The 14,358-nt window shown below is 60.3% G+C and carries 17 protein-coding genes and 1 tRNA gene; 4 read left to right on the top strand and 14 right to left on the bottom strand.

The genetic code is table 11. From position 1 onward, the window contains the following. Positions 1 to 17: 17 nt before the first annotated feature. The 7 genes from hscB to trmJ all read right to left on the bottom strand — a co-directional run bounded on the left by hscB (position 18) and on the right by trmJ (position 4,783). Positions 18 to 539, bottom strand: a complete 522-nt coding sequence (gene hscB, locus ACJRW5_RS22140; protein WP_484572641.1) for a co-chaperone HscB — start codon at positions 537 to 539, stop codon at positions 18 to 20. A 9-nt stretch (positions 540 to 548) separates the two neighbouring features. Then, a complete protein-coding gene (gene iscA, locus ACJRW5_RS22135) occupies positions 549 to 872 on the bottom strand; it encodes an iron-sulfur cluster assembly protein IscA (protein WP_484572640.1) in 324 nt (107 codons plus the stop codon). A gap of 13 nt (positions 873 to 885) precedes the next feature. Further along, positions 886 to 1,272 (bottom strand): Fe-S cluster assembly scaffold IscU, encoded by a 387-nt coding sequence (gene iscU, locus ACJRW5_RS22130; RefSeq protein ID WP_484572639.1) that lies wholly within the window; start codon positions 1,270 to 1,272, stop codon positions 886 to 888. A 73-nt stretch (positions 1,273 to 1,345) separates the two neighbouring features. After that, positions 1,346 to 2,560: an IscS subfamily cysteine desulfurase gene (locus ACJRW5_RS22125; protein ID WP_484572638.1), complete on the bottom strand. Its 1,215-nt coding sequence runs from the start codon at positions 2,558 to 2,560 to the stop codon at positions 1,346 to 1,348. A gap of 30 nt (positions 2,561 to 2,590) precedes the next feature. Then, positions 2,591 to 3,088, bottom strand: a complete 498-nt coding sequence (gene iscR, locus ACJRW5_RS22120) for a Fe-S cluster assembly transcriptional regulator IscR (RefSeq protein WP_037049610.1) — start codon at positions 3,086 to 3,088, stop codon at positions 2,591 to 2,593. Between the two features lie 137 nt (positions 3,089 to 3,225). Then, the gene (cysE, locus tag ACJRW5_RS22115; RefSeq protein WP_484572637.1) at positions 3,226 to 4,011 is read right to left on the bottom strand and encodes a serine O-acetyltransferase; all 786 of its coding nucleotides are present in this window, start codon (positions 4,009 to 4,011) and stop codon (positions 3,226 to 3,228) included. Beyond that, positions 4,004 to 4,783 carry a tRNA (cytosine(32)/uridine(32)-2'-O)-methyltransferase TrmJ gene (trmJ, locus tag ACJRW5_RS22110; protein WP_484572673.1) on the bottom strand — a complete coding sequence of 260 codons (780 nt, stop codon included), beginning with the start codon at positions 4,781 to 4,783 and terminating at the stop codon, positions 4,004 to 4,006. The genes cysE and trmJ overlap by 8 nt, the downstream gene beginning before the upstream one ends. Positions 4,784 to 4,928: 145 nt before the next feature. Between trmJ and suhB the strand changes: the two genes are divergently transcribed. After that, on the top strand, positions 4,929 to 5,744 hold the full coding sequence (gene suhB, locus ACJRW5_RS22105) for a type III secretion system regulator SuhB (RefSeq protein ID WP_047587606.1): 816 nt from the start codon (positions 4,929 to 4,931) through the stop codon (positions 5,742 to 5,744). A gap of 58 nt (positions 5,745 to 5,802) precedes the next feature. Here suhB and ACJRW5_RS22100 read toward each other — a convergent pair whose 3' ends face one another. From ACJRW5_RS22100 to ACJRW5_RS22070, 7 genes are all read right to left on the bottom strand, one after another. After that, positions 5,803 to 6,345: a glycine zipper 2TM domain-containing protein gene (locus tag ACJRW5_RS22100; protein ID WP_484572636.1), complete on the bottom strand. Its 543-nt coding sequence runs from the start codon at positions 6,343 to 6,345 to the stop codon at positions 5,803 to 5,805. Between the two features lie 118 nt (positions 6,346 to 6,463). Then, positions 6,464 to 7,378: a protein translocase subunit SecF gene (gene secF, locus ACJRW5_RS22095; protein WP_484572672.1), complete on the bottom strand. Its 915-nt coding sequence runs from the start codon at positions 7,376 to 7,378 to the stop codon at positions 6,464 to 6,466. A gap of 12 nt (positions 7,379 to 7,390) precedes the next feature. Next, positions 7,391 to 9,259 carry a protein translocase subunit SecD gene (gene secD / locus ACJRW5_RS22090; RefSeq protein ID WP_484572635.1) on the bottom strand — a complete coding sequence of 623 codons (1,869 nt, stop codon included), beginning with the start codon at positions 9,257 to 9,259 and terminating at the stop codon, positions 7,391 to 7,393. Between the two features lie 67 nt (positions 9,260 to 9,326). Further along, on the bottom strand, positions 9,327 to 9,656 hold the full coding sequence (gene yajC / locus ACJRW5_RS22085; RefSeq protein WP_484572634.1) for a preprotein translocase subunit YajC: 330 nt from the start codon (positions 9,654 to 9,656) through the stop codon (positions 9,327 to 9,329). A gap of 39 nt (positions 9,657 to 9,695) precedes the next feature. After that, on the bottom strand, positions 9,696 to 10,811 hold the full coding sequence (gene tgt, locus ACJRW5_RS22080; protein ID WP_484572671.1) for a tRNA guanosine(34) transglycosylase Tgt: 1,116 nt from the start codon (positions 10,809 to 10,811) through the stop codon (positions 9,696 to 9,698). 20 nt (positions 10,812 to 10,831) lie between these two features. Further along, positions 10,832 to 11,875, bottom strand: coding sequence for a tRNA preQ1(34) S-adenosylmethionine ribosyltransferase-isomerase QueA (queA, locus tag ACJRW5_RS22075; protein ID WP_484572633.1), 1,044 nt, complete (start codon positions 11,873 to 11,875; stop codon positions 10,832 to 10,834). 36 nt (positions 11,876 to 11,911) lie between these two features. Then, positions 11,912 to 12,685 (bottom strand): substrate-binding periplasmic protein, encoded by a 774-nt coding sequence (locus ACJRW5_RS22070; protein ID WP_484572632.1) that lies wholly within the window; start codon positions 12,683 to 12,685, stop codon positions 11,912 to 11,914. Between the two features lie 209 nt (positions 12,686 to 12,894). On the opposite strand from ACJRW5_RS22070, the gene ACJRW5_RS22065 reads away from it, so the two are divergent. The 3 genes from ACJRW5_RS22065 (at position 12,895) to ACJRW5_RS22055 (ending at position 14,278) form a co-directional block, all read left to right on the top strand. Further along, positions 12,895 to 12,979, top strand: a tRNA-Leu gene (locus ACJRW5_RS22065). Between the two features lie 338 nt (positions 12,980 to 13,317). Then, a complete protein-coding gene (locus tag ACJRW5_RS22060) occupies positions 13,318 to 13,530 on the top strand; it encodes a cold-shock protein (RefSeq protein WP_003298189.1) in 213 nt (70 codons plus the stop codon). A 250-nt stretch (positions 13,531 to 13,780) separates the two neighbouring features. Continuing rightward, positions 13,781 to 14,278 carry an RDD family protein gene (locus ACJRW5_RS22055; RefSeq protein ID WP_484572631.1) on the top strand — a complete coding sequence of 166 codons (498 nt, stop codon included), beginning with the start codon at positions 13,781 to 13,783 and terminating at the stop codon, positions 14,276 to 14,278. Positions 14,279 to 14,358: the final 80 nt, after the last annotated feature.

Genomic DNA, 14,358 nt, shown 5'->3' with positions numbered 1-14,358 from the left:
CCGGAGCAATCCACAGGTTAATCGTCGAGGCGCTCTTCTAGCTGGCGCACTTCATGAGAGAGCTTGTCGAGGAACTGCATACGACGCATCAGGCGCTCAGCCTCCTCGCGCCGGGCATCATCGTCCCAGCATGCTGCGAAGCTTTCGTTGAGCTGCTCCTGTGCCGACTTGAGGCGACGCTTGAAGGTAGCCACCCCGGCGAGGTCGGCGTCGTCCTGCAGCTCTTCCAGCTCTTCGCGCAACTGCATCTGCTGCAGCAGGAAGTCAGGATCCTGCACCGTCACTTCCAGCGGCAGCTCGGGGCCACGCATGGCCAGAAGATAGCGCGCACGCTGCGACGGTGTTTTCAGAACCTGATAGGCCTCGTTGAGGCTGGCAGAGCGCTCCAGCGCCATGCGCTGTTCACGTTCACCGGCATCCGCGAATCGATCGGGATGAACCTGGCGCGCCAGCTCACGGTAGCGAGTCGCCAACAGCTCCAGATCGAGACGAAAGCTCGGCTGCAAGTCGAAAAGGGCGAAATGACAAGGATTACCCACGCGAGAGCCTCAAACGTTGAAGCTCTCGCCGCAGCCACACTCGCCACGCACGTTGGGATTATTGAACTTGAAGCCCTCGTTGAGGCCTTCCTTGACGAAGTCCAATTCGGTGCCGTCGAGATAGACCAGGCTCTTGGGATCGATGATCACCTTGACGCCATGACTCTCGAAAACCTGATCCTCTGCCGCCAGCTCATCAACGAACTCAAGAACATAAGCCAGGCCGGAACAACCGGTAGTACGCACACCGAGGCGAATGCCTTCGCCCTTGCCACGCCCATCGATGGAACGTTGCACGTGACGGGCAGCTGCTTCAGACATGGTGATGGCCATAGCAAACCTCGTATCAGAGCAAGCCTTTCTTCTGCTTGTAATCGCGTACTGCCGCCTTGATGGCGTCTTCAGCGAGAACGGAGCAGTGGATTTTGACCGGCGGCAACGCCAGCTCTTCAGCAAGTTGGGTGTTCTTGATGCTTTCGGCTTCGTCCAGCGTCTTGCCCTTCATCCACTCGGTAGCGAGGGAACTGGAGGCGATGGCCGAGCCACAGCCGTAGGTCTTGAACTTGGCGTCTTCGATGACACCATTGTCGCTGACCTTGATCTGCAGGCGCATCACATCGCCACAAGCCGGTGCGCCGACCATGCCGGTACCGACATCCGGATCCTCGGCATTCAGCTTGCCGACGTTGCGCGGGTTTTCGTAGTGGTCGATGACCTTGTCACTGTATGCCATGTTGTACTTCCTCTCTCATCAGGTGCCGCTCTCCGGCGGCCGCCTCGATTGAAGCGAACCGCCTCGGCAGCTATCAGTGTGCTGCCCATTCCACGGAGGAAAGGTCGACACCTTCTTTGAACATATCCCACAGGGGCGACAACTCACGCAGCTTGTCCACGGCCTCACGGACCTTGGCAGCGGCGTAGTCGACCTCTTCTTCGGTAGTGAAACGACCGAAGGTGAAACGAATGGAACTGTGCGCCAACTCGTCGTTACGCCCCAGGGCACGCAACACGTAAGACGGCTCCAGCGAAGCCGAGGTACAAGCCGAGCCGGAGGATACGGCGAGATCCTTGAGCGCCATGATCAGCGACTCACCCTCGACGTAGTTGAAGCTCAGGTTCAGGTTGTGCGGCACGCGTGCAGTCAAGCTGCCGTTGACGTACAGCTCTTCCATGCTCTCCAGCTGACCGTAGAAACGGTCACGCAAGGCAGCGATACGTTGATTCTCAGCAGCCATCTCTTGCTTGGCGATACGGAAGGCCTCGCCCATGCCGACGCACTGGTGGGTGGCCAGGGTGCCGGAGCGCATGCCGCGCTCGTGGCCACCGCCATGGGTCTGGGCTTCCAGACGCACACGCGGCTTGCGGCGTACGTACAGGGCACCGACACCTTTCGGGCCGTAGGTTTTGTGCGCGGAGAAGGACATCAGATCGACCTTCATCTTCTCCAGATCGATTTCCACCTTGCCGGTGGACTGCGCCGCATCAACGTGGAACAGGACACCGCGCGAGCGGGTCAGCTCACCGATGGCCGCGATATCGTTGATGGTGCCGATTTCGTTATTGACGTGCATCAGCGAGACCAGCGTGGTGTCCTCACGCAGCACGGCCTCAACCATGGCAGGCGTGATCAGGCCGTCTTCACCCGGCTCCAGGTAAGTCACCTCGAAACCTTCGCGCTCGAGCTGGCGAGTGGTGTCGAGCACCGCTTTGTGCTCGATCTTCGAGGTAATGATGTGCTTGCCCTTGCTGCTGTAGAAGTGCGCGACACCTTTGATGGCAAGGTTGTCGGACTCGGTAGCACCACTGGTCCAGACAATCTCGCGCGGATCGGCATTGACCAGCTCGGCAACCTGGCGACGGGCATTCTCTACAGCCTCTTCCGCCTTCCAGCCGAATACGTGAGAGCGCGAAGCCGGGTTACCGAAGTTACCGTCGACCAGCAGACACTCGCTCATCTTCTGCGCAACGCGCGGATCGACCGGCGTAGTAGCGGAATAATCGAGGTAGATCGGCAATTTCATTGGTTTTCTCCTATCAGGCAAACGCCCTGCTCACTCGATGGCAGACGCTTCAATCTTATCCAAATGCGGTGCAGTGCCTCTGCCGGAGCAACGACGCTGATCCTGACGCAACGCGACTTCCTGCACCTCATGGCGCGCGACCAGATCAGCCAGGCTGATGCCGCTGAGGAATTCGTGAATCTGCTGACTGAGATCGCACCAGAGATGATGGGTCAGACAGGTATCGCCGGCATGACAGTCACCCTGCCCCTGGCAACGAGTGGCGTCGACGGACTCGTTGACCGCATCGATCACCTGAGCGACCTGAATGCCACGCATGTCACGCGACAACTGATAGCCGCCACCCGGACCACGTACACTGGACACCAGGCTGCCACGGCGCAGCTTGGCGAACAGCTGTTCGAGATAGGACAGGGAAATGCCCTGCCGCTCGGAGATGTCGGCCAGGGAAACGGGACCGTGCTGCGCGTGCAGCGCCAGGTCAAGCATGGCGGTAACGGCGTAACGGCCTTTGGTGGTCAGTCGCATGGCTCTACCACGAATCACTGAATTGCGGCGAAGTATGCGATTCCCGAGTATTTAAGTCAACTATAAGACCTATTAATTTACTCAGGATTGACCGCAAAAAGAGGCGGCATCATAGCAAATGCCGCCCCCCTCATGCATCACGCAGCTGGTTTGTCGCCCTGCTGCTGGTCTTTGCAGACATCTGCGAAGTCTTCATCGCGCAGCGTCGGCAGGTCTTTGCCGCAGTAGTCACTGCCAAGCGCCGTCAGCGCCTTGCACATACCTTCGAGACGACCGTCCACGGCATGCAGGTGATCGAGCAACTGCCCGATGGCTCGCGCCACGGGGTCCGGCATGTCCTGACCGACGCCATAAGCATCGAAGCCGATCTTCTCGGCCATGGCCTGACGCTTGGCCTCCTGCTCGTCATCGGACTTGACGATGATCTTGCCCGGAATGCCAACAGCCGTGGCGCCCGCCGGCACCGCCTTGGTCACCACAGCATTGGAACCGATCTTGGCGCCCGCCCCAACAGTGAACGGCCCAAGCACCTTGGCGCCAGCCCCAACGACAACACCATCCTCTAACGTCGGGTGACGTTTGCCCTTGTTCCAACTCGTACCGCCAAGTGTCACACCCTGGTAGAGAGTCACGTCATTACCGATCTCGGCGGTTTCACCAATGACGATACCCATGCCGTGGTCGATGAAGAAACGCCGGCCGATCTTCGCCCCCGGATGGATTTCGATCCCGGTCATCCAGCGACCAAAGTTGGATACCACGCGCGCCGGCCACTTCCAGCCCGAGCGCCACAAGGAATGCGCAGCACGGTGCAACCAGACGGCATGCAACCCCGGATAGCACGTGACCACTTCGAACGCGTTGCGCGCTGCCGGATCACGGTGAAAAACGCTCTGGATATCTTCTCGCATGCGCTCAAACATCAGATTTCCCCTGCTTGTGAGGCTCTCCGCGCACAGCCTTCTCCGTCTCGGTGAGAATGCCGCGCAGAATATTCATTTCCAACTTACTCACCGCACTGCGCCCATAAAGACGACGCAGGCGAGTCATCAGGTGCCTTGGCTTCTGCGGATCGAGAAATCCGATCATCACCAGTACGCGACGCAAATGGCCGTAAAACGACTCGAGCTCATCCGCCGTCGCCGCCTGGGAACTGAGCATCGCCGTGGTTTCCAGCTTTTCCACCTTGGTTGGCAGACTCGAAGCTGTCAGCCAGGCCATGCGCACTTCATAGGCCAGCACCTGCACCGCCGCCGCCAGATTCAGCGAACTGAACTCCGGGTTGGACGGGATATGCACGTGGTATTGACATCGCTGCAGCTCTTCATTGGTCAGACCGGCATATTCACGGCCGAACACCAACGCCACCTCGCCGCCAGCGGCAGCCTGCTCGCAACTGGTCACGCCGCACTCGCGGGGATCCAGCAGCGGCCAGGGAATGCGCCGATCGCGCGCACTGGTACCCACTACCAGCGTGCACCCGACCAGCGCTTCCTCCAACGTGCCGACCACCTGCGCAGCGTCCAACACATCGGTCGCACCGGAAGCCCTCGCGACCGCATCCGAGCTGGGAAAATCTTCTGGCGCGACCAGTACCAGGCGCGACAGTCCCATGTTTTTCATCGCCCGCGCAGCACCGCCGATATTGCCCGGATGACTGGTGCCCACCAGAACGACGCGAATATTGTCCAGCAACGCAGACACTCTCAGAAATGATTAGGGGGCAACGATCTTACCCAAGCCCTTGCGTGATTGCCATGCAGGGTACAGACGGCGCTTCATCAATAAAGGTTTTCTGCTAACATGGCCGGCTTTCTTTAACGCCCCAGGTGAACCTCCCATGCAGCCCATGCTGAATATCGCCCTGCGCGCCGCTCGCAGCGCCGGTGAAATGATCTTTCGCTCCATCGAGCGCCTGGATGTCATCTCGGTCGACGAGAAGGATGCCAAGGATTACGTCACCGAGGTCGACAAGGCCGCCGAGCTGATGATCGTTCAGGCCATTCGCAAGGCCTACCCGACCCACAGCTTCCTGGGCGAAGAAGGCGGCGTGCTGGAAGGTAGCGGCGAAGGCGCCGACTACCAGTGGATCATCGACCCGCTGGACGGCACCACCAACTTCATCCGTGGCGTTCCGCACTTCGCCATCAGCATCGCCTGCAAATACCGCGGCCGCCTTGAGCACGCCATCGTCCTCGACCCGGTACGCCAGGAAGAATTCACCGCCAGCCGCGGTCGTGGCGCCGCCCTCAACGGCCGCCGTCTGCGCGTCAGCAACCGCAAGAGCCTCGATGGCGCCCTGCTCGGTACTGGCTTCCCGTTCCGCGACGGCCAGCTGGACCACCTGGACAACTACCTGAACATGTTCCGCAGCCTGACCGGCCAGACCGCCGGCATCCGCCGCGCCGGCGCCGCCAGCCTGGACCTGGCCTACGTCGCAGCCGGCCGCTTCGATGCATTCTGGGAGTTCGGTCTGTCCGAGTGGGACATGGCAGCCGGCGCCCTGCTGATCCAGGAAGCGGGCGGCCTGGTCAGCGACTTCAGCGGCGGCCATGACTTCCTGGAGAAGGGGCAGATCGTTGCCGGCAACACCAAGTGCTTCAAGGCCGTACTGACCGCCATCCAGCCGCACCTGGCACCGTCGATGAAGCGCTGAGCCAGCCAGTGCAATAAAAAAACGCCCCGAAGGGCGTTTTTTTATTGCCTGCAAATACTCACTGGGACTGCTGCACCAATACCAGCTCACCCTGATCATTGAGCGGGATGCGGCTACCCGGATCACGGTCCATGCGGACAGTGCCGACCTTGTCATCCAGCTGATACTTGACGTCATAACCCACCAGTTTTTCGCTGGTATCGGTCACGGTATTGCAACGGGTTTCGGTGGTGGTATAGGTATCACGCTGCTGCATGCCCTCTTGAATCTTGTTGCCGGCATAGCCACCGCCAACTGCCCCCGCCACCGTGGCGATCTTCTTGCCGTTACCGCCGCCAATCTGGTTGCCCAGCAGGCCGCCAGCAATGGCACCAATGGCGGTGCCGGCGATCTGGTGTTGATCCTGCACGGGTCGCTGACGGGTGACCGCCACGTCCTTGCACACTTCGCGCGGGGTCTTGACGGTTTCATTGACCGGGGTAACGGCCAGCACCTCGGCATAGTCCGGACCACGATCAACCAGGCTATAGGTGGCCACGGCACCACCAGCAGTCACACCCACAGCACCCAGTACGGCACCTACCAACATAGATTTATTCATTTTATGTGTCTCCTAGGCTCGGCGAATCGCGCCTTTCTCCCTGCCTAGGACAGCAAAAAACCGCGGCAAGTTCGACTTGCCGCGGCTTTCGCTGACTTTCATGAAGCTCGTCACAGCATCAGGGGCGACCGTCGTCAGCCTCTGCCTCGACCGCCGGCGGAATCAGATCCTCGACGCTGAGTTTGAGCCAGACCAGCACAACAGCACTGATATAAACCGACGAATAGGTACCGACCAACACGCCCACCAGCAGGGTAAGCGCGAATGCCGCCAGCACATCGCCGCCGAAGAACAACAGCGCAAACAGCGCCAGAGCGGTGGACAGCGAAGTCGCGATGGTACGCATCAGTGTCTGCGTGATCGAGATATCGATGTTCTCGATCAGCGAGGTCTTGCGCAGCACACGGAAGTTCTCGCGGATACGGTCATAGATGATGATCGTGTCGTTGAGCGAGTAGCCGATCATCGCCAGAATCGCCGCCAGTACGGTCAGATCGAACGGCACCTGAAAGAACGCCAGCACACCCAGCGTGATGACCACGTCGTGTACCAGCGAGGCGATGGCGCCAACACCGAACTTCCACTGGAAGCGGAACGCCAGGTACAGAAGGATGCCGCCCAGCGCCAGCAACATGGCGATACCGCCCTGGTCGCGCAGCTCTTCGCCCACCTGTGGCCCGACGAACTCGACGCGCTTGACCTCGAAACTCGACGCTGCATCCACCTTGCGCAGCGCAGCCGCAACCTGGTTGCCCAGGTCAGCGTCGTCGCCAGCAAGGCGCACCAGCACGTCGGTGCTGGCACCGAAGCTTTGCACCACGGCGTCGACGTAACCGGCCTGGCCCAGCTCATTCTTGATCAGATCCAGGTCGGCCGGCTGTTCGTACTGCAGCTCGATCAGCGTGCCGCCAGTGAAGTCCAGGCCGAAGTTCAGCCCCTTGGTGAACAGCGCGCCCAAGCCGACAAGGGTGAGCACGACGGTCATTGCGAAGGCGATGTTGCGAATCGCCATGAAACGAATGGTTGACTTGATCATGGCTGCACCTCAGATCCACAGCTTCTTGATGTTGCGACCACCGAAGATCAGGTTGACCAGACCTCGGGTGAACATGATGGCTGTGAACATCGAGGTGACGATCCCCAGCGACAGCGTCACGGCGAAGCCCTTGACCGGACCGGTGCCCATGGCGAACAGAATGCCACCCACCAGCAGCGTGGTCAGGTTACTGTCGAGAATCGCCGAGTAGGCGCGATCGAAACCTTCATGAATCGCACGCTGCACATGCAGCCCCTTGGCCAGTTCTTCGCGTATGCGCGAGAAGATCAGTACGTTGGCATCCACCGCCATACCCAGGGTCAGCACGATACCGGCGATACCTGGCAAGGTCAGCGTCGCCCCGATGGCCGACATCAGACCGACCAGCAGCACCAGGTTGAACGCCAGCGCCACGGTCGCCAGCACACCGAAGAAGCGATAGATGGCGATGATGAACAACGCCACGAAGATCATCGCCCACTCGGTAGACTCGATACCCTTGGCGATGTTTTCAGCGCCCAGGCTCGGACCGATGGTGCGCTCCTCGGCGAAGTACATCGGCGCAGCCAGACCACCGGCACGCAGCAGCAGGGCCAGCTCCGAGGATTCGCCCTGACCGTTCAGGCCAGTGATACGGAACTGACTACCCAGCGGCGACTGAATGGTCGCCAGACTGATGATCTTCTTCTCCTCGACGAAGGTCGGCACGGCAACTTCCTGCTCGACACCATCGACTGCCTGACGCACGTAGCGGGTGACCGGCTTCTGCTCGATGAAGATCACCGCCATGCTGCGCCCCACGTTATTGCGGGTAGCGCGGTTCATCAGGTCACCGCCATGGCCATCGAGACGGATGTTCACCTGAGGCCGGCCGTTTTCGTCGAAGCTGGCCTGAGCATCGGTGACCTGATCACCCGTGATGATCAGCTCACGCTCGAGCTGTACAGGCGGGCGCCCTTCTTCGCGGAACTCGAACGCCTCGGTGGCACCGCGCGGCGCATCCAGCTCGGCCTGCAGACGGAACTCCAGGTTGGCGGTCTTGCCGAGAATACGCTTGGCTTCGGCGGTATCCTGCACGCCCGGCAGCTCGACCACGATGCGGTTGGCGCCCTGACGCTGCACCAGCGGCTCGGCAACACCCAGCTCATTGACGCGGTTGCGGACAGTGGTGAGGTTCTGCTTGATCGAGTACTCGCGGATCTCGGCGATCTTCGCCTGAGTCAACGCCAGCTGCAGCACCTGCTGACCACCGCGCTCGACGCTGGTCAGCTCGAAATCGTTGTAGTCCTTGCGAATCAGGCGCTCGGCCGCTGCCAGCGTCTCGCTGTCGGCGAAGCCGAGCTGAATGCGCTCGTTGCTTTCCGGCATGCTGCGATAACGCACACGCTCCTTGCGCAGCAGGCTCTTGATTTCGCCTTCATAAACCTTGCGGCGCACATCCAGCGCCTTGTCCATGTCGACTTCCAGCAGGAAGTGCACGCCACCGGAAAGGTCCAGGCCGAGTTTCATCGGGCTGGCACCCAGGCCACGCAGCCAGTCGGGCGTGGTCTGCGCCAGGTTCAGCGCCACGACGTAGTCATCACCCAGCACACGACGCACGATGTCCTTGGCCGGCAGTTGGTCATCCTGCTTGGTCAGACGAATCAGGCCGCCACGACCACTCTCGGCGAGACTGGCGGACTTGACCTGGATACCTGCGTCCTGCAGCGCCTTGCTGGCACGATCGACATCCGTCTGCTCGATCACCAGCGCCGAACTGGCACCACTGACCTGAATAGCAGGATCGTCTGGATAAAGATTGGGAATGGAATAAACCAGACCGATTGCCAGCACAGCCAGAATCAGCAGGTACTTCCACAGAGGGTATTTATTGAGCATGAACGAGCCGCCCGCTTATGACGCGGGGCGCTAAAAGCGCCCCGTCGAATGGAAACTAGGAACCAAATCAGATGGCTTTCAGCGTGCCCTTGGGCAGGGTGGCGGCGATGGCCTGCTTCTGGAACTTCAGCTCGACAGTGTCCGATACCTCGATCACCACGAAGTCATCGCTCACCTTGGAGACCTTGCCGGCGAGGCCGCCGCTGGTAACCACTTCGTCGCCCTTCTGCAGACCGCCGAGCAGGTTCTTGTGCTCTTTGGCGCGCTTGGCCTGTGGACGCCAGATCATCAGATAGAAGATGACCAGGAAGCCGATCAGGAAGACCCACTCGAAACCACTACCGGCGGGGCCGGCAGCTGCGGTATCAGCGTAGGCGGCGGGGATGAAAAAGCTCATGTAACACTCCTAATGGAAAGGATCTTGAATCGTTCGGGATCAGTCCAGCGGCGGCACAGGAAGGCCACGCTTGGCATAGAAGGCTTCGACAAAGGCGGCCAATGTACCCTGTCCGATAGCCTCGCGCAAACCAGCCATAACCCGCTGATAATGCCGCAAGTTATGGATGGTATTGAGCATGCTACCCAGCATTTCGCCGCATTTGTCCAAATGATGCAGGTACGCGCGGGAGAAGTTTGTGCAGGTGTAACAATCGCAGGTCGGATCCAGCGGCGAGTCGTCATGCTTGTGCACCGCATTGCGGATCTTCACCACCCCGGTGTCGACGAACAGGTGGCCGTTGCGCGCATTGCGGGTCGGCATCACGCAGTCGAACATGTCCACGCCACGGCGCACGCCCTCGACCAGGTCTTCCGGCTTGCCCACGCCCATCAGGTAGCGCGGCTTGTCGGCCGGCATCTGCGCCGGCAGGTAGTCGAGCACGCGGATCATCTCTTCCTTCGGCTCGCCGACCGACAGGCCGCCGATGGCCAGACCATCGAAATCGAGCTGACTGAGGCCTTCCAGAGAGCGCTTGCGCAGCTCCTCGTGCATGCCGCCCTGAACGATACCGAACAGCGCCGCCGTGTTGTCGCCATGGGCGTCCTTGGAGCGCTTGGCCCAGCGCAGCGACAACTCCATGGAGCGCTTGGCAGTATCGAAGTCGGCCGGGTACGGCGTGCACTCGTCGAAGATCATCACGATGTCCGAGCCCAGGTCACGCTGCACCTGCATCGACTCTTCCGGGCCCATGAACACCTTGGCGCCATCCACCGGCGAGGCGAAGTACACGCCCTCTTCCTTGATCTTGCGCATGGCGCCGAGGCTGAACACCTGGAAGCCACCAGAGTCGGTGAGGATCGGCCCCTTCCACTGCATGAAGTCATGCAGATCGCCATGTTTCTTGATCACTTCCATACCTGGGCGCAGCCACAGGTGGAAGGTGTTGCCGAGGATGATCTGCGCGCCGATGCCCTCGACATCACGCGGCAGCATGCCCTTGACCGTGCCATAGGTGCCGACCGGCATGAAGGCCGGGGTTTCCACCACACCGCGGGGGAAGGTCAGGCGACCACGACGGGCCTTGCCGTCGGCGGCCAGCAACTCGAAGGACATGCGACAGGTGCGCGACATACTCAAACCTCGGGCCCGCGCGCGGCGGGATTGCGGGTGATGAACATGGCATCACCGTAACTGAAGAAGCGATAGCCCTGCGCCACCGCCTCGCGGTAAGCGGCCATGGTTTCGGGGTAGCCGGCGAAGGCCGAAACCAGCATCAGCAAGGTCGACTCGGGCAAATGGAAGTTGGTCACCAGGGCATCGACCACATGGAAGGGACGACCCGGGTAGATGAAGATGTCGGTATCGCCGCTGAAGGCCTTCAGCTCGCCATCGCGCGCCGCCGTTTCCAGCGAACGCACGCTGGTGGTGCCCACCGCCACCACACGACCGCCACGCGCACGGCAGGCGGCGACCGCATCGACCACATCCTGGCCGACCTCGAGCCACTCGCTATGCATGTGGTGCTCTTCGATACGCTCGACACGTACCGGCTGGAAGGTGCCAGCACCGACGTGCAGGGTAACGAAGGCGGTTTCCACGCCCTTGTCACGAATCGCCGCCAGCAGCTCGTCATCGAAGTGCAGGCCGGCAGTCGGCGCGGCAACGGCGCCGGCCTTCTGCGCGTACACGGTCTGATAACGCTCGCGATCAGCCTCGTCATCAGGACGATCAATATAAGGTGGCAGCGGCATATGCCCGACCCGCTCCAGCAACGGCAGCACCGGTTCGGCAAAACGCAGCTCGAACAGCGCATCGTGGCGCGCGACCATCTCGGCCGCACCGCCGCCGTCGATGCGAATCTGCGACCCCGGCTTGGGCGACTTGCTCGAGCGCACGTGCGCCAGCACGCGATACTGATCGAGCACGCGCTCCACCAGCACTTCCAGTTTGCCGCCACTGGCCTTCTGGCCGAACAGGCGCGCCGGAATCACGCGGGTGTTGTTGAACACCATGAGATCGCCAGGGCGCAGCTGCTCCAGTACATCGGTGAACTGGCCATGACGCAACGCTCCACTGGGCCCATCGAGCTGCAGCAGACGGCTGGCTCGACGTTCGGCCAAGGGATGGCGGGCAATCAACGACTCGGGGAGGTCGAAGTGGAAATCGGCAACACGCATGGTTCGGAAGGGGGTATTTCAGCAGGGGCGCAAAGCTTACCGGATTTCCCCCTGTCCGGCCATGTGAGCCTGCGGTGCGTATTCGGCGACGATATGAGCAATAGTTCCATCCATCTGCATGGTTCTTATCGCACTGTTGATCGCCTCCAGCCGCCCGGCGTACTGGCGATGCAGCCGCAGGCGAAGTTCTGAGCGATGAATCACCGCCCCCTCCTCCACCTGCCAGTTCGGCGCCTGTAACTGCTTGTCCCTGCGCTTCAGATAGCGCCATTCAAGACGATCCAGAATACCCGCCTCGCTATGCCCCTGGGCAACCCGGTAAACCAACGCGTGAGCATCTGCGCCATCGTTGCGCTGGAAATACTCGCTACCGACATAGCCGTAGCCGCGCACCGTCGCGATCGAGCGCCCACTCAAGCTCTCCAGCCCTTGATAGGGAAAGCTCTTGCCAGGCGCGAAGATCAGCATCTCCTCGGCCTCAAGTACCGGCACGCTCCACAACGAAGCGTCGGTCTGCTCAACGGCGCTGCGCCAACTCATGCTGACACAGCATTCAATCTGAAGCCGTCCCTCACGAAAAAGCTTCTGGGTACGCAGCGGCGGCAAAGGACGACTGGCTCGAAGCTCGTCGGGCAGACGCTCATCCAGAGCGATCATGAAGTCATGCAAAATGCCGCTTACCCGACCGTCCTCAACGATCCAGTAAGGCGCCCAGCTTTCATCGGTAACGGCGTAGACAAGCACGTCACCCCGAGCTACGGGTGCGAACAACAGCGCCACGAGCATTGCCCGGCACAAGATCTTGATCACACACTCCCCCATGACCAGACTCACCAACGCCCTCATATAAGCATTGGGTTCGTTACGCTTGGTGACAGGCGCAATTCTAAGCACGAGACCAATAAAAGCCAGAACAGCTATCTACAGATGCCAACAGGCACTGATTAAACAAACCCTGATCACAGCGCTCGTCCCGATTGACCAGCGCAAGACGCGTCCCTATACTGCGCCGCCATCGTGCCCCGGTGGCGGAATCGGTAGACGCGGCGGATTCAAAATCCGTTTTCGAAAGGAGTGGGAGTTCGAGTCTCCCCCGGGGCACCACGAATCAGAAGCCCGCAAGACATTGGTCTTGCGGGCTTTTTCATTTAAGCGCGAACAGTCCACACAATTGTTGCAAGCATATTGCCGAGGGCACTTTCCGAGCGCCTCGGCAGGCCCCGAAAAACCTGGCTGGCGACCTGTCTGGCGGGGGTTGGCAATTGCGCAAAAGTTAGCGTAGAGTGGTCGAACTGTTTGCATGGGTCGCTGTGAATCGTGACTCTGATGCAGCAGATCATCTAGATCCGCTACATCCCGCTCGACTTCTATTACTCCTTGCAACCAGTCTCAGCCCTCTATAATTGGAGGCTGTCATCAACTCTAGTTTCAAGGAAAAAGACATGTCGAATCGTCAGAACGGTACCGTCAAGTGGTTTAACGACGAGAAAGGTTTTGGTTTTATCACTCCCGAGAGCGGTCCGGATCTGTTCGTGCACTTCCGCGCGATCGAAGGCAACGGCTTCAAGAGCCTGAAAGAAGGCCAGAAAGTCAGCTTCGTCGCTGTGCAAGGTCAAAAAGGCATGCAGGCTGACCAGGTTCAGATCCTGGGCTGATTGCCGCAGCTTTGAAGAACCCCTGATTTTCATCAGGGGTTTTTTATTGCCTGTCGTTTCTAGCGACCACCCCCATAAGCCGTCGCTACACGAGGTTAAAAATGACTCAGGGTCATTTTTATGCCCACCGTTCCAGCCGACCTACCCGCCAGGTTGCGCAGTGACAGGCAACAGATGGCGAAACGCTTTTTGATCCCCAGCGCTCGCTCGCGGTTAGAATGGCGCGCACTTTCGTCACAGCGAGCCCACCATGTCGAAACACCCGCTACGTCCGCAGGGCGATTTTCCCGTTGCCGGGCTGATTCGCCGCCTAGCGGCCCTCTTTTACGACTCACTGCTATGCGTCGCCCTGATGATGGTCGTCACCCTTGTTTACCAGCAGGGCATCCTGCGCCTGATCTACGGCAGCGAACAGCTACTGGCGATGTCCCAGGGCGGCGCGCTCGACCGCGACCCGTTACTGGCCAGTCTGGTATTGCTCGCGCTGTTCGCGTTCTTCGCCAAGTTCTGGACCCACAACGGCCAGACACTGGGCATGCAGGCCTGGGGACTGCGCATCCAGAACGCCGATGGCACAGCTATCGACCTTTGGCAGGCATTGCTGCGCTTCGTCGTCGCCATTGGCTCATGGCTATTTGCCGGGCTCGGATTTCTCTGGCAGCTGTGGGACAAGCAGGGGCGCACCTGGCACGACATCTATTCCGATAGCCGTGTGGTGCAACTGCCGAAGAACATTCACAAGAAGTAGCGAAGTGGCACAAAAACTTCCGGCAGAAATTTTTGACGTCGCGCAGCGACGGCCCGGAGGGTGGCCGCCAGGGATGGCAG

This window comes from Pseudomonas pichavaramensis, assembly GCF_050473265.1.
Classification (GTDB): domain Bacteria; phylum Pseudomonadota; class Gammaproteobacteria; order Pseudomonadales; family Pseudomonadaceae; genus Aquipseudomonas.
This window is presented reverse-complemented; position numbering and strand designations above follow the sequence as displayed.